This window comes from Nonomuraea thailandensis, from assembly GCF_024172165.1.
Taxonomy (GTDB): Bacteria; Actinomycetota; Actinomycetes; order Streptosporangiales; family Streptosporangiaceae; genus Nonomuraea; species Nonomuraea thailandensis.
In genome coordinates, this window is the sequence record NZ_JAMZEB010000002.1 from 11812916 (window position 1) to 11838064 (window position 25149).

The 25149-nt window shown below is 71.9% G+C and carries 14 protein-coding genes; 4 read left to right on the top strand and 10 right to left on the bottom strand.

Annotated features, from left to right (window positions below; all coding sequences use genetic code 11):
* Positions 1-27 precede the first annotated feature (27 nt).
* Both HD597_RS59050 and glgB read right to left on the bottom strand, forming a co-directional pair.
* A complete protein-coding gene (locus HD597_RS59050; protein WP_253757677.1) occupies positions 28-2004 on the bottom strand; it encodes a S8 family peptidase in 1977 nt (658 codons plus the stop codon).
* 105 nt (positions 2005-2109) lie between these two features.
* Entirely contained in the window at positions 2110-4263 is a 2154-nt protein-coding gene (glgB, locus tag HD597_RS59055) for a 1,4-alpha-glucan branching protein GlgB (protein ID WP_253757679.1), read from the bottom strand.
* A gap of 194 nt (positions 4264-4457) precedes the next feature.
* On the opposite strand from glgB, the gene HD597_RS59060 reads away from it, so the two are divergent.
* The gene (locus HD597_RS59060) at positions 4458-5228 is read left to right on the top strand and encodes a DUF4328 domain-containing protein (RefSeq protein WP_253757681.1); all 771 of its coding nucleotides are present in this window, start codon (positions 4458-4460) and stop codon (positions 5226-5228) included.
* A gap of 6 nt (positions 5229-5234) precedes the next feature.
* On the opposite strand, the gene HD597_RS59065 is transcribed toward HD597_RS59060, so the two are convergent.
* Complete coding sequence (locus HD597_RS59065; protein ID WP_253757683.1) at positions 5235-8351, bottom strand: AfsR/SARP family transcriptional regulator; 3117 nt, start codon at positions 8349-8351, stop codon at positions 5235-5237.
* Positions 8352-8443: 92 nt separating this feature from the next.
* On the opposite strand from HD597_RS59065, the gene HD597_RS59070 reads away from it, so the two are divergent.
* On the top strand, positions 8444-9301 hold the full coding sequence (locus HD597_RS59070; protein ID WP_253757685.1) for an NAD(P)-dependent oxidoreductase: 858 nt from the start codon (positions 8444-8446) through the stop codon (positions 9299-9301).
* On the opposite strand, the gene HD597_RS59075 is transcribed toward HD597_RS59070, so the two are convergent.
* The 3 genes from HD597_RS59075 to HD597_RS59085 all read right to left on the bottom strand — a co-directional run bounded on the left by HD597_RS59075 (position 9298) and on the right by HD597_RS59085 (position 14490).
* The gene (locus HD597_RS59075; RefSeq protein WP_253757687.1) at positions 9298-10623 is read right to left on the bottom strand and encodes a maltokinase N-terminal cap-like domain-containing protein; all 1326 of its coding nucleotides are present in this window, start codon (positions 10621-10623) and stop codon (positions 9298-9300) included. The two genes, HD597_RS59070 and HD597_RS59075, sit on opposite strands and share 4 nt — an antisense overlap.
* Before the next feature lie 3 nt (positions 10624-10626).
* Entirely contained in the window at positions 10627-12327 is a 1701-nt protein-coding gene (gene treS, locus HD597_RS59080; protein WP_253757690.1) for a maltose alpha-D-glucosyltransferase, read from the bottom strand.
* A gap of 72 nt (positions 12328-12399) precedes the next feature.
* Positions 12400-14490 (bottom strand): alpha-1,4-glucan--maltose-1-phosphate maltosyltransferase, encoded by a 2091-nt coding sequence (locus HD597_RS59085; RefSeq protein WP_253757692.1) that lies wholly within the window; start codon positions 14488-14490, stop codon positions 12400-12402.
* A gap of 243 nt (positions 14491-14733) precedes the next feature.
* Here HD597_RS59085 and glgP point away from each other — a divergent pair, with 243 nt between their 5' ends.
* Together glgP and HD597_RS59095 are read left to right on the top strand one after the other, a co-directional pair.
* Positions 14734-17316: an alpha-glucan family phosphorylase gene (gene glgP, locus HD597_RS59090; RefSeq protein ID WP_253757694.1), complete on the top strand. Its 2583-nt coding sequence runs from the start codon at positions 14734-14736 to the stop codon at positions 17314-17316.
* A 119-nt stretch (positions 17317-17435) separates the two neighbouring features.
* Entirely contained in the window at positions 17436-18332 is an 897-nt protein-coding gene (locus HD597_RS59095) for a MurR/RpiR family transcriptional regulator (RefSeq protein ID WP_253757696.1), read from the top strand.
* On the opposite strand, the gene HD597_RS59100 is transcribed toward HD597_RS59095, so the two are convergent.
* From HD597_RS59100 to HD597_RS59115, 4 genes are all read right to left on the bottom strand, one after another.
* Positions 18295-20208 (bottom strand): N-acetylmuramoyl-L-alanine amidase, encoded by a 1914-nt coding sequence (locus HD597_RS59100; protein WP_253757698.1) that lies wholly within the window; start codon positions 20206-20208, stop codon positions 18295-18297. The two genes, HD597_RS59095 and HD597_RS59100, sit on opposite strands and share 38 nt — an antisense overlap.
* A 146-nt stretch (positions 20209-20354) precedes the next feature.
* On the bottom strand, positions 20355-22139 hold the full coding sequence (locus HD597_RS59105; RefSeq protein WP_253757700.1) for an ABC transporter ATP-binding protein: 1785 nt from the start codon (positions 22137-22139) through the stop codon (positions 20355-20357).
* A complete protein-coding gene (locus HD597_RS59110) occupies positions 22136-24094 on the bottom strand; it encodes an ABC transporter transmembrane domain-containing protein (RefSeq protein ID WP_253757702.1) in 1959 nt (652 codons plus the stop codon). Before HD597_RS59110 ends, HD597_RS59105 begins: the two co-directional genes overlap by 4 nt.
* 68 nt (positions 24095-24162) lie before the next feature.
* Positions 24163-25140, bottom strand: coding sequence for a zinc-binding dehydrogenase (locus HD597_RS59115; protein WP_253757704.1), 978 nt, complete (start codon positions 25138-25140; stop codon positions 24163-24165).
* Positions 25141-25149 lie beyond the last annotated feature (9 nt).

A 25149-nucleotide genomic window follows, 5' to 3' on the forward strand; every position in this document is an offset into this window, starting at 1 on the left:
AAGTGACCGGCCTTTTCGGAAATGCTGCTATTTAACGGTTTTGAGGATGTTGCTGGTGGCCTTCTTCAACGCCGCCGCGGTGGGCTTGCTGCTGAGCCTGACCTTCTCGGCCGCGCCCAGCGCCGTCGTGCCGTTCGTGCCGTTCGCCCAGTTCAGCCAGGCCGTCAGCAGGGCGCTGTCCAGCTTGGCCTTGCGGGTCTTGGGGCTCTTCAGCACGCGGTACGCCTTGCCCAGCGACGAGGCCTTCGTCAGCTCGGGGAACACCTTGCTCGACTTGCCGATCAGCTTCAGGTAGCAGGTCAGCGTCTCGTCCGAGATCGTGCCGCTGGCGCGGTGCAGCTCCACCGCCCACCTCGCGGTCGTCAGCTTCCGCGCGTCGGTGCCCCGCGTGCAGACCGCGGCAGGCACCTTGGCCGTCTCCGTCACGGTCACCGTGACCGTCACCGTCGGCAGCGGGACCGGGGTGGAGGACGGCGACGGCGCCGGCTCCGCCGGGTCGCCGGGCTCGGGGGTGGGCCCGCTGCTGTCGCTCGGGTCGGGCTCGGGCGCGCTGTCGTCCGCGGGCCCGTCCGCCACCGGGGACGGGCTCTGGGTGACGGGCGGCTGCACGGCCGCGCCGGTCAGGGCCGCCGCCAGGTCCAGACGCGGGGTGGTGACCTGGGCGCCGGCGACGTCGTACACGTACGGCCTGCCGGTCGTCTTCAGCGTCTCGATCAGCTCGGCCATCGGCTTGTCCGGCGCGGCCGCCCTCATCAGCGCCAGCGCGCCGGTCACCTGCGGGGTCGCCATCGAGGTGCCGCTGTAGACGGTCGTGGTGTTGTCGGGCACCGCCGACTCGACGTCCACGCCCGGCGCGAACAGGTCGAGCAGCGAGCCCCGGTTGGACCACTCCGCGATCGCGTCGGCGTTGTCGTTCGCGCCGACGGTCACCGCCGTGGAGACGCAGGCCGGGTGGGCCGTGCCCTCGAAGTACTCGTTGCCCGCGGCCACCACGGTCGCGATGTTCCTGGCCAGCAGCGCGTCGAACTTCTCCTTGAAGATCGCGCCTTCCTCGGTGGCGTCGCAGCTCGTCTCGTACAGCATGCCGCCGAGGCTCATGTTCACCGCCGCGAGGGGCTGGTTCAGGCCCGCCACGTAGTCGAGGGCCTGGCGCAGCGACGACTCGTACGCCACCAGGCACGCCGGCTCGCCGCAGCTGTCCTCGTCGTTGAGCCGGCTGAACACCTGCACCGCCACGATGCCCGCGCCCGGCGCCACGCCTCCGGTGCCGGCCGCGATGCCCGCGACGTGGGAGCCGTGGTCGCACAGGTTCACGCCGTCGAGCAGGCAGTTGGGGGTCGTCGCGTCCGCCGCGTTCCCGTCCGTCTGCTGGTTGAGGCCGTTCGGGCAGAGCGAGACGACCCCGCTGTCCTCCGTGGCGGAGAAGCACGCCTGGGCCACGATCCGGCCCTGGAACCACGGGTGGTCGACGTCGATGCCGGTGTCGATCACGGCCACCACCTGGCCGGTCCCGGTGGTGCCGGCGGCGTGCACCTTGTCGGCGCCGATCAGGGAGAGGCTGGGGGCGACCTCGGCCGGCGTGTACGTCCGGTCGCGGTGGATGGAGGAGACCCGCGGGTCCTCGGCCAGCTTGGCCAGCTCCTCCGCCGTCCCCTCCACGACCATGAACGGCTGGCTCTGCGGCTGCAGCACCACGTCCACGCTCTCGGCGGCGGCCTGGGTGGCCACGGGCGCGGTCTCGGCGGGGTCGGTCAGCTCGACGATGGCGCGCTCGGTGCCGCCGTCCACGCCTAAGCCGTCCTCGACCTTGCTCTCAGGGTCGGCGGGGTCCTCCGCGGGAGGGGTCTCCTCCGCGGGCTGTTCCACCGGGGGCTGTTCCGTCGGTGTCTGCGTCTGCGTCGCGCCCGGCGCCGGGGTCGGTGCCGGGTCCTGCGCGTACGCGGGGCCCGACAGCGGCAGCAGGGCCAGGGCGATCGTGCTGACGATCAGGGGGCGGAATCGCACGCGTCCTCCGAAGGGGATGATCTCGGAGTTTAGGGCGATTTGCCCCAGAGGCACAGGCCTCAGGGCGGTTTCTCACCGAACTTTCAGCGGGTGCACCTCAATCGTTCAGCCTGTTCCCTCGTGCGTGAGCCACACCGCGCCCAGCGGCGGCACGCGCAGCGTCGTGGAGTACGGCAGCCCGTGCCACGGCTCGTCCGCCGCCTCGACCACCCCCAGGTTGCCCACGCCGCTGCCCCAGTAGTCGTAGGCGTCGGTGTTGACCGCCTCCGCCCACTGGCCCGCGTACGGGAGCCCGAGCCGGTAGTTCTCGTGCGGCCCGCCGCTGAAGTTCACCACGCACGCCACCGCCGACCCGTCGCCGGCGTAGCGGACGAACGACAGCGTGTTGCCCGAGGCGTCGTCGGCGTCGATCCACCGGAAGCCCTCGGGCCTGGCGTCCTGCTCCCACAGCGCCGGGGTGTCGCGGTAGATCCGGTTCAGGTCGCGGACCAGCCGCTGCACGCCCTGGTGCCCGTCGAACTCCAGCACCCACCAGTCGAGCCCGCGGCTCTCCGACCACTCCGAGCCCTGGCCGAACTCGCCGCCCATGAAAAGCAGCTGCTTGCCCGGATGCGCCCACATGAACGCCAGCAGCGCCCGCAACTGCGCGAACCGCTGCCACTCGTCGCCCGGCATCTTGCCCAGCAGTGAGCCCTTGCCGTGCACGACCTCGTCGTGCGACAGCGGCAGCACGTAGTTCTCCGAGTAGGCGTACAGCAGCGAGAACGTCATCTCGTGGTGGTGGTACTGGCGGAAGATCGGCTCGTGCTGCAGGTACTTGAGCGTGTCGTGCATCCACCCCATGTTCCACTTGAACCCGAACCCGAGGCCGCCCAGATGCACCGGCCGCGAGACCCCCGGCCAGGCCGTCGACTCCTCGGCCACGGTCGTGATGCCGGGCGCCTCCCGGTAGCAGACCGAGTTCATCTCCTTGAGGAACTCGACCGCGTCGAGGTTCTCCCTGCCGCCGTACACGTTCGGCGTCCACTCGCCCTCGCGCCGCGAGTAGTCGAGGTAGAGCATCGAGGCCACCGCGTCCACGCGCAGGCCGTCGATGTGGAACTCCTTCAGCCAGAACAGGGCGTTGGCCACCAGGAAGTTCTTGACCTCCCTGCGGCCGAAGTCGAACACGTAGGTGCCCCAGTCGGGGTGCTCGCCCCTGGCCGGGTCGGCGTGCTCGTACAGCGGGGTGCCGTCGAAGCGGGCCAGCGCCCACTCGTCCATCGGGAAGTGCGCCGGCACCCAGTCGAGCAGCACGCCGATGCCGCGCTGGTGCATGCGGTCCACGAAGTGGCGGAACTCGTCGGGGGTGCCGAACCGCGCCGTCGGCGCGTAGTACGAGGTCACCTGGTAACCCCACGACCCGCCGAACGGGTGCTCGGCCACCGGCAGCAGCTCCACGTGGGTGAAGCCCAGGTCCGCGGCGTACTCGGAGAGCTGGTCGGCCAGCTCCACGTACGACAGCCCCGGCCGCCACGAGCCCAGGTGCACCTCGTAGATGCTCATCGGCCCGCTCTGCGCCTGCCGGCCGCGCCGCTCGACCATCCAGGCGTCGTCCTGCCAGCTGTAGTCGGACTTGTCGATCACCGACGCCGTCATCGGCGGCACCTCGGTCCGCCTGGCCATCGGGTCGGCCTTGTCGCGCCACACCCCGTCGGCGCCCAGGACCTGGTACTTGTACCGCTGGCCCGCCTGCAGCCCGGGTACGAACAGCTCCCACACCCCGGACCGGCCCAGCGACCGCATCGGGTAGGCGACGCCGTCCCAGTGGTTGAAGTCGCCGACGACCCTGATCCCGCGCGCGTTCGGCGCCCAGACGGCGAACGCCGTGCCCTGGACGTCCTCGTGCTCCATCACGCGAGCGCCGAGCACCTCCCACAGCCGCTCGTGCCGCCCCTCGCCGATCAGGTGCAGGTCCACCTCGCCGAGCGTGGGCCAGTGCCGGTACGGGTCACGCACCTCGTACGGCTCCGCGCCGGAGTACTTGACGCTCAGCGTGTACGCGGGCACCTTGTCCAGCCCCGGCACCGTCACCTCGAACACCCCGTGGGCCTGGTGTTTCATGTCGTGGGCAGAGCCGTCCTCCAGCACCACCCGCACGCGTTCGGCCAGGGGTCGCAACGTGCGGAACACCACTCCGCCGGTCGCTGGATGTGCTCCCAGCACGGAGTGGGGGTCGTGGTGCGCACCGCCCGCGAGGCGGTCGAGCTCTGTCCTCATCGGCATGCTCCCAACACTGCCCTAAGATGACCGTCCATCCCAGGCACTGCCCGCTTTCACCGCGACAATCACCGGATGTGCAAAATCCCGGGTTTATCACAGGAAGATGCCGAGGTGGCCGAGAGATCCTTTCCCGGTTCTTGGCTCGACATACTGGGGTGCTGCTCGCGTCCCCCCTCTCAGAAAGGCGAGCCTTGTACCCTCCTCCGCCCGACCAGCACGGCTACCCGCCACCCGGACCTCCTCAGCAGGGCTACGCCCCGCCCGGGTACCCACCGCAGGCATACGCGCCGCCCCCGCCCCCCTTACGCCCGGTCCGCGGCGTCGCGCTGTTCGCGATCGTGGCCCTGGTGTGCGACTCCGTCGTCGGCCTCTTCTCGGCGGGGATCGGCCTGTGGTACGGGGCGTTCGTGGATCGCATGATCGCGGATCTCGACTCCGTGAGCGATTCGGAGATCGACACCGCCGACCTGGTCTACGGGTTGTCCGGCATCGCGGAGTTCGGCGTCTACGTGGTCGCCGTCGTGGCGTTCCTGGTCTGGCTGTCCAGGGTGCGCGCCAACGCGGAGCTCCTCTCGCCGGGCGGTCACCGGCGCACCCGGCCTTGGGTGATCTTCGGCTGGGTGGTGCCGATCATCAACTTCTGGTACCCGAAGCAGATCGTGGACGACATCTGGTACGCCTCCCAGCCCGGCTCCCCGTCGAGGGGGCTGATCAACGCCTGGTGGGCGGCGTGGCTGGTGGGCAGCCTGGTGAGCAACTTCGCCGGGCGGCTGCTGTTCGCGGCCGACGACCTGGAGACCCTGGCGGGGGCCGCGCGGTTCGACGTGGTGAGCATCGGGCTGCTGCTGGTCGCGGCGGTGCTGGCGATCGGGGTCATCCGCAAGATCAGTAACGCCCAGGAGCGGCACCTCCAGGCCCCGGCTCCCATGCCGGACGCCCGCGGGGGTTACCCGGCGTACTGACGGGCGTCAGGCGCCGGCTTCCGGGCCGAGCGCCGTGGAGAGGAGCGTCTCCAGCGCGAGGACCGCGCCGGCGCTCATGGCCGTCGTGAGGGCGTCCGCTCCCGACGCGCGCCGCACCGCCGCCGCGATGCGCTCGACGTCGCCGCGCTCGCCCTCCGGCAGCGGGGCGCCCACCGACTCCCGCAGCGCGGCGGCCTTGCCCAGCAGTCGGCCTGCCTCCTCGGGCCGCCCGCCGAGCGCGAGCGCGCCCGACAGGCCCTCCAGGGCCAGCGCGACGGCCCGCGGGTCGCCCACCTTCCTGGCCACGGCCAGCCCCTGGCGCTGCAGGTCCAGCGCGCCCGTCGCGTCGCCGCGCTGCTCGGCCACGAACCCCAGCTCGGCCAGGATCAGCGCCGCGCCGGGATCGCCCGACACGTCCTCGACCCAGCCCAGCCAGGCCCGCAACCGTCGCTCGGCCTCGTCCAGCCGGCCCTGCCTGCGCGCGCTCAGCGCCAGGCCCAGCTCGGCGAACTCCTCGGCCGGACGGTTGGACTGCGCCGCCGCCAGGCGCCTGGCCCGCTCGTGGTAGTCGTCGGCCCGGACGTGATCGCCGGTCAGCATGGCGATCCTGCCCAGCCGCGACAGCGCCTCCGACACCGAGCTCCACAGCCCGAGCTCCTCGGCCATCGCGAGGACCTCCAGCCGCAGCGCCGTCGCCCGCTCGTAGTCGCCGGTGATCTCGGCCAGCGTGCCGAGGTTCTCCGTGGCCCGCAGCTCGCCCCACCGGTCGCCGATCCCGCGGAACAGGCTCAGGCCCTGCTCCGCGCTGTCCCGCAGGGTCGCCAGGTCACCCCGCATGGCGGCGTGCCGGCCGAGCAGGGTGAGCGCGGCGGCCGTGCCCCACGCGTCGCCGAGCCGCCCGAACTCCGCCAGCGCCGTCTCCACCAGGTCGTGGCTCGCCGTCAGGTCCTCGTAGCCGAACAGGGCGAACCCGGCGAACCATCGCGCCCGTGCCCGCGCCTGCGGGTCCTCGATGCTCTCGATCAGCGCGGTGTCCCGCCGTACGAGGCGGCCCCCGAGCATCTCGAACCCGGCCAGCCACACGCCGGCCTGGGCGGTGGCCGGGTCACCCGGCGTCGCCACGGACAGGGCCGACTCCAGGGCGCGGCGGGCCTCGCCCAGCCTGCCGCGCAGCACCCAGTACCAGGCCAGGTTGTTCACCAGGGCCAGCGCCGGGCCCGCCGCCCGCACGCGGACCGCCGTGTCCAGGGCCGTCCTGAGGTTGGCGGCCTCGGCGTCGAGCCGGGCGAGCGCGCCGTGCTGCCCGGGCCCGCGCAGGGCCGGCTCCAGGCGTCCGGTCAGAGCGGCGTAGTGGTGTACGTGCCTGAGCCGCACGGTGTCCAGCTCGCCCGCCTCCCGCAGCCGCTCCTGGCAGTAGGCGGCCACCGACTCCAGCAGGCGGTAACGCGGCCCTGCCAGGGGTGGCGCCGGTTCGCGGCCCGTGCCCATCGCGCGCGCCACGAGGGAGCGGTCGACCAGGCGGGCCAGCAGGTCGAGCACGTCCAGGCCCGGCTCGGCGCAGACGTCCTCGGCCGCCTCCAGCGTGCAGCCGTCGGCGTGCACGGCCAGGCGCCGCAGCACCACCCGCTCGGCCTCCGTCAGCAGCTCCCAGCTCCAGTCGATCATCGCGCGCAGCGTCTGCTGCCGGGCCGGAGCGCCGCGCAGGCCGGAGGCGAGCAGCCGGAAGCGGTCGTCGAGGCGGTCGGCGAGCTGCCTCGGGGTCAGCGCGCGCATCCGCGTGGCCGCCAGCTCCAGGGCCAGCGGGATCCCGTCCAGCCGCTCGCAGATCTCCGCGACGTCGCCGTCGGGCTCGATCCCGGCCCGCGCGGCGAACAGCTCCATCGCCGCCTCCAGCCCCAGCGGCGGCACGCTCCACAGGGCCTCGCCCTCGATCCGCAGCGACTCCTGGCCGGTCGCCAGCACGCGCAGCCCGGGAGCGGCCCGCAGGAGCGTGGCGGCGAGCGTGGCGACCTGCTCGACCACGTGCTCGCAGTTGTCCAGCACCAGCAGCGTCGGCCTGGCCGCCAGGGCGCCGGGCAGGCGCTCCACGATGCAGCCGGGCGCGTCGTCGCGCAGGCCCAGCACGCCCGCGATCGCCTCGGCCACCTCGACCGCCTGCGCCCCGGCCCCGAGCGAGGCCAGCTCCACCAGCCACACCCCGCCGTCGAACCCGCCCAGCTCTGACGCGGCGGCCAGGGCCAGGCGGGTCTTGCCGACGCCGCCGGGGCCCGTGAGCGTGACGAGCCGGTTCGCCCGCAGCAGCGCCCGCACCTCGGCCACCGCCTCGTCCCGCCCCACCAGATCGGTCAGCGGGGCGGGCAGGTTCGTCCGGGGCCGCGCGGCGGGCGCGTCCAGCCCGGGGTCCTGCTCCAGGATCGCCTGGTGCAGTGCCGCCAGCTCCGGCCCGGGATCCAGCCCCAGCTCGTCGGCGAGCCGCCGCCGCAGGTCCCCGTAGCTCGCCAGCGCCTCGCCCTGCCGTCCGGCCCGGTACAGCGCCCGCATGTGCACGGCCCGCAGCCGCTCCCGCAGCGGATGCCCGGCCACCAGGTCGGCCAGCTCGGCGGCGAGCGGGCCGTGCTCGCCGAGCCCGAGCCGCGTCTCGGCCAGCTCCTCCAGCGCCACCAGCCGCTGCTCGTCCAGCCGGGCCACCGCCGCCCTGGCGAACGGCTCGTCGGCGAACTCGGCGTACGCGCCGCCCCGCCACAACTCCAGCGCCTGGCGCAGCAGCGCCGCCCGGGCGTCGAGGTCGCCGGCGCGCCGGGCGCGCAGGAGCAGCGACTCGAACAGCCCGGCGTCCACGGACTCCGGCTCGGCCCGCAGCACGTACCCGGGCGCCCGGTACGCCACCAGCTCCCGATCGCCCAGCACCCGCCGCAGCTGGGACACCTTGACCCGCAGCGCCGCCGGGGCGTCGGCGGGCGGCCGGTCGCCCCAGAGGTCCTCGATCAGCCGGTCCGCGGAGACCGTCCGCCCCGCCTGGATCAGCAGCCCGGAGAGCAGCGCCCTGACCTTGACCTCGGGCACCTGGACCGGCCGTCCGTCAGGCGTCCACACCGCGAGCGGACCAAGCACCCCGAACCGCATCAAGCCCCCCCATAACCAACTCCGAATGCGACCATAACCGCCCGCGAGCAGGGTGGGTCGCAGAGACATCCTCACCTGTAAGGAACACCGAAATGTCGGAAAACATCTCCGTGCTCGGCCTCGGGCTCATGGGCACCGCGCTCGCCGGGAGCCTCCTGGCCGCCGGGCACCAGGTCACGGTGTGGAACCGGACGCCCGCCAAGGCCGAGCCCCTGCTCGCCAAGGGCGCCAAGCAGGCGGCCACCCCCGAGGAGGCCGTCGCGGCGAGCCCGCTGGTGATCGTCTGCCTGCTCGACTACCCGTCCGTGACGGCCACGCTGGCGGGCGCGCGGCTGGAGGGGCGGATCATCGCCAACCTCACCACCGGCCGCCCCGCCGAGGCCCGCGAGACGGCGGCGTGGGTGGCAGGGCGCGGCGGCGAGTACCTGGACGGCGGCATCATGGCCGTCCCCCAGATGATCGCCCAGCCGGGCGCGCTCATCCTCTACAGCGGCTCGGAGCCGGCCTTCGAGCGGTACGAGGCAGCGCTGGCCGCGATGGCGGAGGCCCGCTTCACCGGCGCCGATCCCGGTCTGGCTCCGCTGCTCGACCTGGCCATGCTGACCGGCATGTACGGCCAGATCGCCGGCCTGCTGGAGGCCGCCGCGCTGGTCAGGTCGGCTGGCTACCCGCTCACGGACTTCGTCTCGTCGCTGCTGGTGCCGTGGCTGAACGCGATGGCCGCGCAGCAGCCCCTGTGGGCCGGGAAGATGGAGTCGGGCGACCACAGCACCGAGGTCTCCAACCTGGAGATCAACCGGGCCGGCGTGGAGAACCTGGTACGGGCCTTCTACGAGCAGGGCGTCAAGCCGGACCTGCTGCTGCCCCTGAAGGCGGTCATCGACCAGCGCACCGCCAGGGGGCTGGGCCACGAGGGGCTGTCGGGCCTGGTCGAGGAGCTCCAGCCCTAGCGGGGGCGGAAGGCGGCGAGCGGGATCGGGATCCAGGAGGGCCGGTTGCGGGCCTCGTACACGACCTCGTAGACCGCCTTCGACAGCTCGAACGCCCGCAGCAGCGCCGCGTCCGCGGGGGAGATGACGCCGCCGCCCTCGGTGTAGCCGTCGAGGAAGGCGGCCCGGTTGCGGTCGGCCCACTCCTGGGCCCTGGGCTCCAGCTCCTCGGCCCGGGCGTGGCCGGCCAGCAGGTGCCTGGCCGCGTAGTCGAACGAGCGCAGCATGCCCGCCACGTCGCGCAGCGGCGAGTAGAGCGCCCGCCGTTCGGCCAGCGGCTGGCCCGGCTCGCCCTCGAAGTCGAGGATGATCCAGTCCATCGGCGTCCGCATCACCTGCCCGAGGTGGAAGTCGCCGTGAACGCGTTGCACAGGCACCTCGTTGGTGAGCAGCTCGACCTGGTGGTAGGCCTCCTCAATGGCGCTCACATGCTCGCGCAGCTCGGGCACCTCGGACACGGCCCGCCCCAGCCGGCGCCTGAAGCCCTCGGCCATGCGCTTGACCTCGTGGATCTCCACGACGCCCGTCGGGAAGGCCGCGGCCAGCTCGTGGTGCACGCGGGCGGTGGCGCTGCCCAGCCGCACCGCCTCGGCCGCGAAGTCCCCGCCCGCCTCGGCCGCCGGCAGCTCGGGCAGCGAGGCGTACAGGTCGCGCACGCTGGCCAGCGCCAGGTCCCAGCCGTCGTTGGCGGGCGTCAGGAACTCCTGCATGATGGCGAGCGTCGTGTTGGCGCCGTCGAGGTCGGTCTCGATCCATCCGTACGGCTGCGCGATGTGCGGCGCGTTCCGGCCGGCCAGCGCGGTGATGATCTCCAGCTCGGGGTTCACGCCGGGGATGAGCCGGCGGAAGAGCTTGCAGATGTAGGAGTCCCCGTACACCAGCGAGGTGTTCGACTGCTCGGCGCCGAGCACGAGGCTGCGCGGGGTGGTGTCGATGGTGACGCCGGGCACGTGCCGCATGCGCAGGCCGCTGCGGGTCTCGTCGCGGGCCATGCCGTCGAGCAGCCAGCCCGTGCGTCCGCTGTCGTGCACGGCGTCGTAGAGGTAGGTGTCGCCGACGGTGCCGATGAGGGCGTGGGAGAGCCGGTCGGGCAGCTCGTCCCGCTCGCCCACCAGCACCTGGTAGCGGTCCCGCGAGCCCTCCTGCCAGACGGCGATGATCAGGTGCCTCAGTCCGGGCGTCAGCTCGACGTCCGAGTCGATCGACAGTTCGTCGATCGGGCGCCCCTTGCCGCCGAACCAACGTTGGCGGCTGATCCATGCGGCAAGGAGCTCGTCAAGCACGGCTTACTCCTCCTGGGTGATGGCCGGCGGGAGTGTGAACCAATAGAACCCATGCCCGGGAAGCGTCAAAAGATACGGAAGTTCGCCAATTGCCGGGAATGGTACGCCTCCCATGGTTTCCACGGGGGAGACGCCGACAAACCTCCGCAGGTCGAGCTCGACCGGCTGCGGGAAGCGTGACAGGTTGTTCACGCAGAGCATCCGGTCGTCGCCCAGCTCCCTGACGAACGCGAGCACGCTGGGGTTGGAGGAGTTCAGCTCCGCGTAACCGCCCAGCCCGAAGACCGGGTGCCGCTTGCGGATCTCGATCATGCGCCGCGTCCAGTGCAGCAGCGAGCCGGCGTTCTTCTGCTGGGCCTCGACGTTGATCGCCTGGTAGCCGTAGATCGGATCCATGATCACCGGCAGGTAGAGGCGGCCGGGGTCGCAGTCCGAGAAGCCGGCGTTGCGGTCGGGGTCCCACTGCATGGGGGTGCGCACGCCGTCACGGTCGCCGAGCCAGATGTTGTCGCCCATGCCGATCTCGTCGCCGTAGTAGAGCACGGGGGAGCCGGGCAGCGACAGGAGCAGGGCGGTGAACAGCTCGATCTGGTTGCGGTCGTTCTCCAGCAGGGGAGCCAGGCGGCGGCGGATGCCGACGTTGGCCCGCATGCGGGGGTCCTTGGCGTACTCGGTGTACATGTAGTCGCGTTCCTCGTCCGTGACCATCTCGAGCGTCAGCTCGTCGTGGTTGCGCAGGAAGATGCCCCACTGGCAGTGCTCGGGGATCTTCGGCGTCTGGGCGAGGATCTCGGAGATGGGGTAGCGCGACTCCCTGCGCACGGCCATGAAGATGCGCGGCATCAGCGGGAAGTGGAAGGCCATGTGGCACTCGTCGCCGCCGCCGACCGGGTCGCCGAAGTACTCCACGACGTCCGAGGGCCACTGGTTCGCCTCGGCCAGCAGCACGCGGTCGGGGTAGAGCCGGTCCACGTCGGCCCTGATCCGCTTGAGGTACTCGTGCGTGCGCGGCAGGTTCTCGCAGTTGGTGCCCTCCTCCTCGAAGAGGTACGGCACCGCGTCCAGCCGGAACCCGTCGATGCCGAGGTCCAGCCAGAACCGCAGCACCTCCAGCATCGCCTCCTGCACGTCCGGGTTCTCGTAGTTGAGGTCCGGCTGGTGGTGGAAGAAGCGGTGCCAGTAGTACTGGCCGCGGACGGGGTCGTAGGTCCAGTTGGACGTCTCGGTGTCGATGAAGATGATCCGGGCGTCCTGGTACTTCTCATCGGTGTCGGACCACACGTAGAAGTCGCCGAACGGGCCCTCGGGGTCGTGCCGGGAGGCCTGGAACCACGGGTGGGCGTCGCTGGTGTGGTTCATGACGAGATCGGCGATGACGCGCATGCCGCGCTTGTGGGCCTCGTCGACCAGCTTCACGAAGTCGCCGAGGTCGCCGAACTCGGGGAGGATCTTCATGAAGTCCGCGATGTCGTAGCCGCCGTCACGCAGCGGCGACTCGTACAGCGGCAGCAGCCAGAGGCAGTCGACGCCCAGCCACTGCAGGTAGTCGAGCTTGCTGATGAGCCCTCTGACGTCGCCGGTCCCGTCGCCGTTGGAGTCCGCGAACCCGCGGATCAGGACCTCGTAGAAAACCGCGCGCTTGTACCAGTAAGGATCGCGCGGCTTTTCCTCGTCAAAGGTGTTGGGAATGGGTGTGGAGCTCATGAGCCGCCCCGCAGGTGGCTCATGAGGGAGGCGCTGACACACACGTTGAAGACTCCCCGCTGAATTCAGTATCTACCGTGGCGCGGCTCGTACGGTGAGAATATGGGCAGGCTGGATGTGGGGGTCGAGGCGTACGTAGTTGCTCTGCCGCCAGCGGTACGACTCGCCTGACAGCTCGTCGTCGACGACGAACTCGGCGTTCCAGTCGAGGCCGAGGGCGGGCAGGTCAAGGTCGACCGTCGCCTCGTGGGTATGGTGCGGATCAAGGTTGATGACCGCCAGAACGACGTCGCCCAGCCCGTGCCTTCGTGTGGCCGTGTCATAGGCGCCCGGGAGTCGTTTGGAGAAGCAGACGATGTCCGCCTGGTCGACCCTGTGGAACCGTAGATTACGCAACTCCTGCAGCGCCGGATGCGCTCTTCGGAACAAATTCAGATGCGTGATGAAGGGAGCCAGGCTCCATCCTTCACGTTCAGCCGCAGCCCAGTCGCGCGGTTTGTATTGATATTTCTCACTATCGAGGTATTCCTCACTACCCGGGCGAACCGGGACATTTTCTCCGAGTTCGTACCCCGAATAGACGCCCCAGGTGGGCGAGGCGAGCGCCGCCAGGACGGCCCTGATCCTGAACGCGGGCACGCCGCCGTGCTGCAGGTACTCGTGCAGGATGTCCGGCGTGTTCACGAACAGGTTCGGCCGCAGATAGCAGGAGGTCTCGTGGGCGAGCTCCGTCAGATATGTCTCCACATCGAATTTGGAGTTCTTCCAGGTGTAATACGTGTATGACTGGTGGAAACCGGTCTTGGCCAGCGCGCGCATCATCGCCGGCCTGGTGAACGCCTCCGACAGGAAGATCACGTCGGGATCGGTGCGGTGGATGTCGGCCAGCATCCGCTCCCAGAAGGCCACCGGCTTGGTGTGCGGGTTGTCCACCCTGAAGATGCGCACCCCGTGGTCCATCCAGTGCCGCAGCACCCGCCTGACCTCGGTGTAGACGCCCTCCGGGTCCTTGTCGAAGTTGACCGGGTAGATGTCCTGGTACTTCTTCGGCGGGTTCTCGGCGTACGCGATCGACCCGTCGGCCCTGACCGTGAACCACTCGGGGTGCTCCTTGACCCAGGGATGGTCGGGGGAGCACTGCAGGGCGAAGTCGAGCGCGACCTCCATGCCGAGCTCCCTGGCCCGGCCGACGAACTCGTCGAAGTCCTCGATCGTGCCCAGGTCGGGATGGACCGCGTCGTGGCCGCCGTCCTCCGAGCCGATCGCCCACGGCGAGCCCGGCTCGTCGGGCTCGGGGCTGAGCGTGTTGTTGCGGCCCTTGCGGAACGTCGTGCCGATCGGGTGGATGGGCGGCAGGTAGACGACGTCGAAGCCCATCTTGGCGATCGCGGGCAGCCGCTTCGCTGCTGTCTGGAAATTTCCGGACTTGGAGATGCCGAGCTCGTTGACCACCGCGCCTTCCGAGCGCGGGAAGAACTCGTACCAGGAGCCGTAGAGCGCCCTGCGCCGGTCGACCCGGACCTTGTGGGACTTCGACCTGGTCACCAGCTCCCGGAACGGATGCGCGTCCAGCAGCGCCGCCGTCTCGGGGAGCTGGGCGATCGAGAGCCTGGCCCGGGGGTCGAGGTTCTGGTCGCGCAGCGTGGCCGAGATCGACAGCAGCGCCGCGCGGTGGCCGCAGGCGGTGTCGCCGTTGCCGTTCTGCTTGCGCGTGCCGTTCTGCTTGGACGCCTCGCTCGCCGGCGGCGCGCCGTTGGGACAGTCGGCGGCGCGCACGGCCTTGGCGGCGCGCTCGAACAGCCGCGCGCCCTCCTCGCACATGAGATCGACGTCCATGCCGCGCGGGATCTTGATCTCGGCGTCATGCAACCAGGTGCTGATCGGGTCGCTCCACGCCTCCACGCGGAACAGCCAATCGCCCTCGGTGGGCAGGCTCACGTCCACGCCCCACCGGTCGGTGCCCGGGGCGAGCTCACGCATGGGTTTCAGGCGGCCTCGCCGGCCGTCGGGCGCGGTGAGCACCACTCCCGAGGCCACGGCGTCGTGGCCCTCTCTGAACACGGTCGCCGAGACCTGGAAGGTCTCGCCGGCGACCGCCTTGGCGGGCCATTGCCCGCAGTCGACGACGGGGGAGATGTCCGTGATGGGAATTCGTCCGATCATCGCATTCGAGAGTTTGCGGCGGCACTCCCGGTGCCGCCGGAGGCTTCCCTGGCAGGAACGATCCTTGCATGTAAATTGTGGACAGCAGCGGATAGACCTCCCGTCGGTGTGTACGGGAGAGCCCAACAACCTGGAAAGTTGCCCCAATAGTCCCTCTTCATGCTTGTTCCCGGAAGGGGTTTGAACGGCCTTCATGAGGGTGAAGGACTCAGAGGTCCCTCCTAGCCCGTAGGGTGCAGAAACGTGAGAGCTATCCGCCGGTTTACCGTCCGCACCGTCCTACCCGCGGAGCTGGCCGCCCTCGGCGAGCTCGTCCACAATCTCCGATGGTCCTGGCACCCGGAGACGATGGACCTTTTCGCGGAAGTGGACGCCGCCCTGTGGGAACAGGTCGGGCACGATCCCGTCGCGCTGCTCGGCGCCGTCACGCCGGCCAGGCTGAGCGAGCTGGCGGCCGACCGCCGCTTCCTGCGCCGCCTCGCCGACGCCGCAGACGACCTGCGCGAATACATGACATCGCCGCGGTGGTACCAGACGCTGCCCGAGGGCGCGCGGGCCATCGCGTACTTCTCCCCCGAGTACGGCATCGCCGCCGCGCTGCCGCAGTACTCCGGAGGCCTCGGCATCCTGGCGGGAGACCACCTCAAGGCGGCCAGCGACCTGGGCGTGCCGATCCTCGCGGTGGGCCTGCTCTACCGCCACGGCTACTTCACCCAGTCGTTGTCGCCCGAGGGCTGGCAGCTGGAGCACTACCCGTCGCTCGACGCGGGCGGGCTGCCGCTGAGCCTGCTGAAGGACGCCGAGGGCGCGCCCGTCAAGATCCGCCTGGCCCTGCCCGACGACCGGGTGCTGCACGCGCAGGTGTGGGTGGCGCAGGTCGGGCGGATCCCGCTGCTGCTGCTCGACTCCGACGTGGCCGACAACGACACCGCCGCCCGCGACATCACCGACCGCCTCTACGGCGGCGGCACCGACCACCGGCTCATGCAGGAGCTGCTGCTCGGCGTCGGCGGCGTGCGCGCGATCAGGGCCTACTGCAAGATCACCGGCCATGCCGAGCCCGAGGTCTTCCACACCAACGAGGGCCACGCCGGCTTCCTCGGCCTGGAGCGCATCCGCGAGCTGACCGAGGCGCGGATGACGTTCGACGAGGCGCTGGAGGCGGTGCGCGCGGGCACGGTGTTCACCACGCACACCCCCGTTCCCGCCGGCATCGACCGCTTCCCCGTCGACATGATCGAGCGGCACTTCGGCGGCGCCAACGCCTGGCCGACGGTGCCGGTGGAGCGCATCCTCGCGCTGGGTGCCGAATCCGACCCCGGGCGGTTCAACATGGCCGTCATGGGCATGCGGCTGGCCCAGCGGGTCAACGGGGTGTCCGAGCTGCACGGCGAGGTCAGCCGGGAGATGTTCAAGAATCTTTGGCCGGGATTCGACCTCGACGAGGTGCCGATCGGCTCGATCACCAACGGCGTGCACGCGCCGACCTGGGTCGGCAGGGAGTTCATGGAGCTCGCCGGGCGCGAGGTGCCCTCGCTGCTGGAGCGGGCCCGCGGCTGGGACGCCATCCAGAAGATCTCCGACGCCGACATCTGGGAGATCCGCGGCGTGCTGCGCCGCCGGCTCGTCGAAGGGGCCAGGGCGCGGCTGCGCCGGTCGTGGCGCGAGCGCGGGGCCTCCGACGCCGAGCTGGGCTGGATCGACGACGCGCTCGACCCCGGGGTGCTGACCATCGGGTTCGCCCGGCGGGTGCCGTCGTACAAGCGGCTCACGCTCATGCTGCGCGACCCCCAGCGGCTCAGCGAGCTGCTGCTCGACCCCGACAAGCCGGTGCAGATCGTCATCGCGGGCAAGGCCCACCCCGCCGACGAGGGCGGCAAGAAGCTCATCCAGCAGATCGTCAAGTTCGCCGACCGCACCGGTGTGCGGCACCGGATCGTCTTCCTGCCCGACTACGACATGACGCTCGGGCAGCTCATGGTCCAGGGCTGCGACGTGTGGCTGAACAACCCGCTGCGGCCGCTGGAGGCGTCCGGCACGTCCGGCATGAAGTCCGCGCTGAACGGCGGGCTCAACCTGTCGATCCGTGACGGCTGGTGGGACGAGTGGTACGACGGCACCAACGGCTGGGCCATCCCGACCGCCGACGGGGTGAGCGACCCCGACCGGCGTGACGAGCTGGAGGCCGCCGCCCTGTACGACCTGATCGAGCACGAGGTGTCCGACCGGTTCTACGACCGGGCGCTCGACGGCCTGCCGCGGCGCTGGATGGAGATGGTCAAGCACACGCTGACCTCTCTCGGGCCGAAGGTGCTGGCCGGGCGCATGCTGCGCGACTACGTCGTCGACCTGTACAACCCGGCCGCCGCCGCGGCCCGCGCCCTGAGCGCCGACTCCTACGCTCCGGCCAAGGCGTTCGCCGCCTGGCGGGTGCGGGTCACCAGGGCCTGGCCAGGGGTGCGGGTGGAGCACGTGGAGGCCGCGGGCGTGGGCGACACCCCCGAGGTCGGCGCCGCCATCGAGCTGCACGCCACGATCGCGCTCGGCGACCTGGAGCCGGACGACGTGCTGGTGGAGGCCGCGCACGGCAAGGTCGGCCCGCACGACGAGCTCGTGCACCCCTCGTACACGAAGCTGACCGTGCGCTCGGTGGACGACGACGGCCGCGCCCACTACACCGGGGCCGTGCCGCTCGACCGCACCGGCGCCTTCGGCTACACGGTGCGCGTGGTCCCGAGTCACGCGCTGCTCGCCACCCCGGCCGAGCTCGGCCTGATCGCCGTTCCGGAGGAGCCGGCGGGGATGACGAACGGCACGCTGCGCTAGGAGCGGAGCGGCGGAAGGCACGCTGCGCCGGGCGGCACGGCGGGAGGCATCCTGCGGCAGGAGCGGTACGGCGGGAGACGTGGCGCTCGCTTATCGGGCACAGGCGGCATAATCGGTCCGTGGACGACAGTGGGAACGGCTTGCGCGCCGACACTCTGGTGGCCACGGTCCGCGGTGTGCTGCCGTCCCTGACGCCTGCCGCCCAGACCGTCGCCCGCCTCATCCTGGAGGATCCCGCGACGGTGGCCAGGAGCACCATCACGGAGCTCTCCGCCGCCTCGGGCACCAGCGAGGCCACGATCGTACGCACGGCGCGGCTGCTCGGCTTCGCCGGATATCCGCAGCTCAGGCTGGCCCTGGCGGCGGCGGCCGCGCAGCCCGACCGGCTCGTGCCCGGCGACCTGGCCCCCGACGACCCCCTGTCGGAGGTCATCCAGAAGGTGGCGCGGGCCGAGTCGGAGGCGATCAACGACACCGTCGCCCAGCTCACCTCCGAGCGGTTAGGCCTGGTCGTGGACGCCATCGTCGGGGCCAGGCGGATCGACGCCTTCGGGGTCGGCGCCTCCGGGCTGGTCGCCGAGGACGTCGCCCAGAAGCTGCTGCGCATCGGCCTGTCCAGCCACGCCTTCCAGGACGCGCACCTGGCGCTGACCAGCGCGGTGCTGCTGCGCGAGGGCGACGTCGCCATCGGCATCAGCACCTCGGGCGAGACCCCCGACGTGATCGAGCCGCTGAGCCGGGCCAAGGAGGCCGGGGCCACCACGGTCGCGATCACGAACAACCCGCGCTCGTCCATCGCGGAGCTGGCCGAGCACGTGCTGATCTCGGCCGGGCGCGAGACGGAGTTCCGTCCCGGCGCCCTGGCCAGCCGGATCAGTCAGCTCCTCGTGGTCGACTGCCTGTTCGTCGGCGTCGCCCAGCGCACGTTCGACTCCTCCCAGGAGGCGCTGGCGAGCACCAGGCGCGCCGTCAAGGAGTTCACCCGGAGAACGTCACCCGCACGTCGTCAGCCTTGACGAACATCACGCGGTGGCCGAACTGGATCTCCAGGTACCTGGTCTTGCCCCGGACCACCTGGTGGTCCTCCAGGTTGAAGGTGACCGCGCGGTAGTACTCCGTGGCGGCCGGGCCCGCGAGCGTGTACTTCTCCCCGGCGGAGAACGTGTACTGCAGCGGCGTCACCGCCTGGTACGGGACACCCTCGGGGTACGCCTCCTGCTCCGGGTACGCCCTGCCGTACACCGGGACGGTCGCCTTGCCCGGCTTCGGCGTGACCACGAGGCCCATCGACGGCACCGCGGTCGGCGCGCTCGCCGGGTTGTGGAACCAGGCCTTCTGGCCGAGGTACCAGATGGCCGTCCAGTCGCCCTGGCGCTCGGCCACGGCGAAGCGCTGGCCGGTGCTCGCGCGGGCGCTGTGGTCGTACACGCTGTAGAGGGACTCGCCGGTCGGGTGCTTGCCGATGTCCTTGACCAGCGGCGCGTCCGCGCGCGGCTCGGTACGCAGCCAGACGGTGCCGGCGGGCAGCGGCGGGCAGGCGGCCTCGGGGTTCTTGCGGTCGCAGCCGTAGAAGTAGGGCTTGTTCGTGGCGAAGTCGGGCCTGATCATGACCGATCCGGCGCCGGGGCCGCCGAAGGCGTGCATCGGGGCGCCCATGAGCCGGAAGTAGTGCGCCCAGTCCCAGAACGGCCCCGGGTCCTCGTGCATCTGGCGCACGGTCGTCGGCAGGGTGCCGGGGACGTTGTCGTGGCCCAGGATGTGCCCGCGGTCCAGCGGGACGCCGTGCTTGAGCGCCAGGTAGCGGACCAGGCGGGCGCTCGACCGGTACATCGCCTCGGTGTACCAGGTGCCGCCCTCGGCCAGGAAGCCCTCGTGTTCGAGACCGATGGACTTGGCGTTGACATACCAGTTGCCGGCCTGCCAGCCGACGTCCTTGGTCTTGATGTGCTGGGCGATGTGGCCGTCCGACGAGCGGAGGGAGTAGTGCCAGCTCGCGCCGTAGTTCGGGTCCTGGTTGAGGCGGATGGAGGGCAGGAAATATCCCTCCATGTCGTGGATAATGATGTAGTCGACCTTCTGGCTGAACGGGCGGTTCGCCAGGTCGTAGTGGCCGTAGTCGTCGCCCGGCAGTTCCTGGTAGGCGGCCGGGATCCACTCGCAGGAGATCGAGGCGGGGCACTCCACGCCGTCGGTGCGCGTCGGGCGCAGGCCGAGCTTCTCCAGCCACTTCTCGATCTTGTCCAGGCCGGGCACGGCCCTGAGCGCGACCTGCTCGCCGTCGTCGGTCGTCCGGGTGACGCCCTGCTCGATCACCGAGAAGACCTCGTCGGCGAAGAACTTGGCCGCCCCGGCCTCCTCGGCGCCCGAGTAGCGGGCGACGGCGCCGTACCACTCGCCGGGGTCGTCGCTGAGCGGCGCGCCGAGCGCCTTCTGGTAGTCGGCCAGCAGCGCCGCGCCGCCGCGGATGTTGGCGGCGTCGTCCGTGCGCAGCTTCTCGTGGCTCTCACCGGTCAGCGCGGCGGCCCGCTCCATGGTCCGCAGCGAGGCGGGGATGTCGGCGGGCGCGGGCTGCTCGGCGGGCGCGGGCAGCGGGCGGCTCTCGTCACCGCGGGCGTCCTCCGCGCCGTCGTCGTGGTGGTTGCCGGCGGTGAACGCGGCGGCGTCGGTCAGGTGCATGGGGCCGAAGCCGGCGTCGCTGGAGGGCTGGCCGGCGTGGGCGTCCCAGCGGGACTCCAGGTAGGAGACGCCCAGCAGCACGCTCTGCGGTACCTGGAACTCCTCGGCGGCCGCGGCGAACGCCTGCTGGCGGTCGGCGGGCTCCTGGGCGTGGGCTGCGCTGATATTGCTTAACGGGAGGACGGCGACGAGGGAGATCGCCAACAGTCTGCGCATGGGCACTCCTCGGGCTGGGGCGCGTGGTGCAGTTCAGCGTCTCAACATTTTCCTTCTCAGGCGAGATCTTTGCGAAGATATTTTTCAGCCTTTGATCTCCGGCGCACCGGGCTCCGGCGCACCGCGCTCCGGCTCATCGGGTGCGCTCATCGGCCGTGCCAGGAGTGCCAGAGGTCCGCGTACGCCCCGCCTGCCGCGACCAGCTCGTCATGCGTCCCCAGCTCCGTGAGCCGCCCGTCCCGCATCACCGCCACCCGGTCCGCGTCGTGCGCCGTCTGCAGCCGGTGCGCGATGGCGATGACCGTGCGGCCCCGCAGCACGGCGGCCAGGGCGCGCTCGGTGTGCCGGGCCGTACGCGGGTCCAGCAGCGCGGTCGCCTCGTCGAGGATCAGCGTGTGCGGGTCGGCCAGCACCACGCGGGCCAGCGCCAGTTGCTGGGCCTGGGCGCCGTCCGGGCGGTGGGCGCCGTGGCCCAGGTCGGTGTCCAGGCCGTCCGCGAGGTCGCCGATCCAGTCCGCGCCCACCGCCGCCAGGGCCGCGCGCAGCTCGGCGTCCGTGGCGGAAGGGGCGGCGATGCGCAGGTTGTCGCGCACGGTGCCGAGGAAGACGTGGTGCTCCTGGGTGACGAGGATGACGCGCTCGCGGAGCCGGGCCGGGTCGAGGTCGGCCACGGGCACGCCGCCCACCGTGACGGAGCCCTGTCCGGGGACGTCCATGCCCGCCAGCAGCCTGCCCAGCGTGGTCTTCCCCGCGCCGGAGGGGCCGACGATCGCCAGGCGCTCGCCGGGGCGTACCCGGAAATCCACCCCGTGCAGGACGTCGGGCCCGCCGTCGTAGGCGAAGCTCACGCCGGACACCTCGATGCGGTCGTCGGCCGGCACGGGGGAGACCTCTGCGGGCCGCGAGGTCAGCGCCAGCCCCTCCACGCGGGCGAACGAGGCGGTGCTGCTCTGCAGGCGTTCGAGCTGCTCAAGGATGGTGTTGAGCGGCTCCGAGAGCTGGGTCAGATAGAGCGCCGCGGCCACCACCGTCCCCAGCGACACGGCGCTCGGCTCACGCAGCAGTAGCGCGCCGCCGAGCAGCAGGACGGCGGTGACCGGCAGCACGTGCGAGACGTCCACCACCGGGAACAGCACGCTGCGCAGGGACAACGTCCTGAGCCGGGTGCGGCGGCACTCCTCGATCGCGCCCTGGCACGCGTCGATGCGGCGGCGCTCCAGGCGCAGCGCCTGCATCGTGCGGGCGCCGCCGGTCGTCGAGGCCAGCTCCTCGGCCAGCGCCGAGTTCGCCGCGCCCTCGTCCAGGTACGCCGTGACCGCCCGGCGCAGGTACCACCGGGAGGCGAACCAGATGCCCACCAGCCCGAGCAGCCCGCACGCGCCCAGCAGCGGATTCAGCACGAAGACGGCGACCAGCACGAACACCGCCCGCACGGCGGCGATCGCCACGTCCGGCCCCGCGTCACGCAGCGTGGCCCCGACGGAGGCGACGTCGGTGGTGCCCCGGGTGGTGAGGTCCCCCGTGCCGGCCCGCTCGGCCGCCGGCGACGGCAGGGCCAGCGCCCGCTCGGCGAACTGCTCCCTGATCCGGCCCAGCGTGCGCTCGCCGAAGCGGTGGCCGACGTAGCTCGCGTACCGGGACAGCACGAGCTGGGCCACCGCGCAGACCAGGATGGCCAGCGCCAGCCGGTCCACCGTGGTCAGGCTCGCACCGGCCTTGACCTCGTCGATGATGCGCCCCAGCAGCCACGGCGCGGCCAGGCCGGCGGTGGCGGCCAGGGCGTTGAGGGCGAGCATGCAGGCGAAGGCACGACCGTCCACGCGGATCAGGCGCAGCGCGGCCCGCCGGGTCTGCCTGGCCTCGGCGATGGGCAGGCGGCCGGTGTCGTCGCCCTGGGCGGCACCGGCCGACCGCGGACCGGCGGTGCTCATCGGACCCGCTCCTCGGTCGCAACGCCGCCACGCCGGCCGCCGCTCCCGCCACCACCGTCGGCGTCGCCACGCTCGACGCCGCTCCCGCTGTCGCCGTCAGCGCCGTCGGTGTCCATGCCGTTCTCGTCGTCATCCGTTCCGCGCGAGACCAGCGCTCGGTAGCCGGGCTGGTCGCGTAGCAGGTCGTGATGGGAGCCCGACGCCGCCACCGCGCCGTCCACCAGGTAGTGCACGACGTCCGCGCGATCCAGGACGAGCGGCGAGGTGGTGGCGACGGCCGTGGTGCGGCCGGCACGGGCCGCGCGCAGCCGTCCCGCCACCGTCGCCTCCGTGTGGGCGTCCAGGGCGGAGGTGGGCTCGGCGGCCAGGAGGATCTCCGGGTCGGCCAGCAACGCGCGGGCCAGCCGCAGGCGCTGCCGCTGCCCGCCCGACAGGTTGCGGCCCTGGGCGGCGATGGCCGAGGCGAGCCCGCCCGGGAGCGCCTGCACGATGTCGTCGGCCATGGCCGCGTGGATCGCGCGCGCCACGTCCTCGTCCAGCGAACGCACGCGATCCCCGCCGGCCTCGTGGCACGGGTGCGTGCTGCCTGCACGGGACTCGCGTGAGGGGCGTGGGTCTCTTCCATCGGCCTGGCCCGGCGAGTGTGGGCGGCCGGCATCGGCCGCGTCCGGCGTGTCGTGGCGGCTGGCGACGATCGAGCGCAGCGTGCCCGCGAACAGGTCCGCCTCGTTGTCGGCCACCAGGATCCGCTCGCGCACCCGTACCGGATCGAGGTCGCGCAGCGGCATCCCGCCCCAGGTGGCGTCCGACGCGGCGAAGCCGCCCAGCCGGTCCAGCACCGCGACCGGCTCCGACGGCCGGGCGCTGACCAGCGCGGTGAGCTTGCCGGGCGCGATCTCGACGCCGGACGCCGGATCGTGCAACGGCGCGGGCGACGCCGGAGGGTCCAGCTCGCCGCCGGGCGTGTCGGGTTTCAGGGTCAGGAAGTGCACGACCCTGCGGGCGGCGACCAGGCCGCGGCCGATGTCGTAGCCGCCCTCGACGAAGAACGAGACCGGCACCACGAGCACGGCGGCGTACCCGTACACCGCCACCAGCTCCCCGACCGTGATGTCCCCCTGCACCGCCATCCGGGCCGCCAGCCACGTCACCGCGCCCAGGAACAGCGTGGGCAGGCCCACCCCCAGGGCGTGGATCCAGCTCGTCACCGCCCCGACCCGGTAACCCTGCTCCCGCAGCTCCTGGGAGTCGTGCCGGTAGCGGGCGGCGTAGACGTCCTTGCCGCCGATGCCGTTCAGCACCCGCAGCCCTCCCGCGATGTCGGCGAACCGGGCGGCGAGCTCGCCCTGCCGTACCCGGTAGGCCGTCTCCGCGCCCCGTAACCGGCCCAGCAGCGGGCCGAGCAGCACGACCAGCAGCGGCACTCCCAGCAGCACCACGGCGGCCAGCAGCGGGGAGACGGTCAGCAGCAGCCCGGCCACCACGGCGTAGGCCAGGACCGCGCCGACGCCCGGGCCGGTGACGGTGAGGGTGCTGCTCATCATGGCGGCGTCGCCGAACCCGATCGTGACGACCTCCCCGGCCGTCACCTTGCGTGGCAGCGCCGCGCCCAGGCGCGTCGCCTGGAGGGCCACCACCTGTACGGTCCGGAACGCGGCGTCCATGCGCACCCGGGTCATCGTCCGGTGGCGCATGATGGCCAGCCAGGCGTTCAGCAGGCCGATGCCGAACACGGCGGCGGTCCATCCGGCCAGCACGGGCCAGCGCCCCCTGGCCAGGCCGTCGTCGATGGCGCGGGACAGGAAGTACGGCGGCAGCGTCAGGCAGACCATCCAGGCGGTGCCCAGGCAGGCTCCCGCCAGAACCCGGCCGCGCTGCTGGGTGACGAGCCACCACAGGTACCGCCCGGCGCTGCGGCAGTCAGGGGTGCCCGGATTCATCGTCCGTTCCGCCATGTCTTGCACCCTATTGAGCGCCGAGTCCGGATCCAGCGGTAGGGGCACCGCGAGCGGACGCCCGGCGATCACGGCACGAGGACGACCTTGCCCGTGGTCTGCCGGGACTCCAGCGCCGCGTGCGCCGCGGCCGCCTGCGACAGCGGGAACACCTGCACGTCCGGCACCAGCGTCCCGTCGGCCGCCGCCGCCAGCGCCCTGACCTCGTACGCGGGCCGGTCGTCCGGTCGGCCGAGCAGCAGGAGCAGGGCGTTGGTCACGGTAAGGCCGCGCTCGCGCACGGTCTCGGGGTCCGGCGTGAAGTCGCCCTGGGAGGCGTTGCCGATGGTGACGTACCGGCCGCCGTCGGCCAGCAGCTCGAACGCCGCCCGCGCCTTGCCGCCGCCGACCCCGTCGAGCAGGGCGGTGACCTTCCTGCCGCCCAGCCACGCGCCGGCCTCCTCCTGCCAGGCGGGCGCGTCGTAGTCCACGGCGAAGTCGGCGCCCAGCTCGCGGACGGCCGTGACCTTGCCGGGACCGCCCGCCGCGCCGATCACCTGGGCGCCGAGGCGGCGCGCGTACTGGATGATCAGCCGCCCGATCCCGCCCGCCGCCGAGGTCACCAGGACGACGTCCGAGGAGGTCAGCTCGGCCACGTCCAGGAACTGCAGCGTGGTGACGCCGGTGACGATCATCGCGACGGCGGCCTCGTGGCTCACCCCGGCGGGCAGCCGGTGCAGGCCGTCCATGCCGGCCACGGCCAGCTCCGCGTACCCGCCGGGCTGTCCGCCCGAGGTGACCACGTCACGGCCGATCCAGGCGGGGTCCACTCCCGGCCCCACGGCGTCCACCTGCCCGGACACCTCGCCACCGAAGATCGCCGGCAGCTCGGGCAGCGGCGGCAGCGAGTCACTGGCCAGGCCGGACCGCATCATGGTCTCGACCAGGTGCACCCCGGCCGCCTTGACGGCGATGCGCACCTGACCGGGGCCGGGCTCGGGATCGGGGACGGTCTCGTAACTCAGGTTCTCGGCGGGACCGAAGGCGTGCAGGACGACGGCGTGCATGGTGTTCTC

What these genes read in the sequence shown, in the direction of transcription:
- glgB (WP_253757679.1), bottom strand. Translation starts at nt 4,263, where the DNA reads ATGAGGACAGAGCTCGACCGCCTCGCGGGCGGTGCGCACCACGACCCC.
- HD597_RS59105 (WP_253757700.1), bottom strand. Translation starts at nt 22,139, where the DNA reads ATGAGCACCGCCGGTCCGCGGTCGGCCGGTGCCGCCCAGGGCGACGAC.
- HD597_RS59100 (WP_253757698.1), bottom strand. Translation starts at nt 20,208, where the DNA reads ATGCGCAGACTGTTGGCGATCTCCCTCGTCGCCGTCCTCCCGTTAAGC.
- HD597_RS59070 (WP_253757685.1), top strand. Translation starts at nt 8,444, where the DNA reads ATGTCGGAAAACATCTCCGTGCTCGGCCTCGGGCTCATGGGCACCGCG.
- treS (WP_253757690.1), bottom strand. Translation starts at nt 12,327, where the DNA reads ATGAGCTCCACACCCATTCCCAACACCTTTGACGAGGAAAAGCCGCGC.
- HD597_RS59115 (WP_253757704.1), bottom strand. Translation starts at nt 25,140, where the DNA reads ATGCACGCCGTCGTCCTGCACGCCTTCGGTCCCGCCGAGAACCTGAGT.
- HD597_RS59085 (WP_253757692.1), bottom strand. Translation starts at nt 14,490, where the DNA reads ATGATCGGACGAATTCCCATCACGGACATCTCCCCCGTCGTCGACTGC.
- HD597_RS59065 (WP_253757683.1), bottom strand. Translation starts at nt 8,351, where the DNA reads ATGCGGTTCGGGGTGCTTGGTCCGCTCGCGGTGTGGACGCCTGACGGA.
- HD597_RS59110 (WP_253757702.1), bottom strand. Translation starts at nt 24,094, where the DNA reads ATGGCGGAACGGACGATGAATCCGGGCACCCCTGACTGCCGCAGCGCC.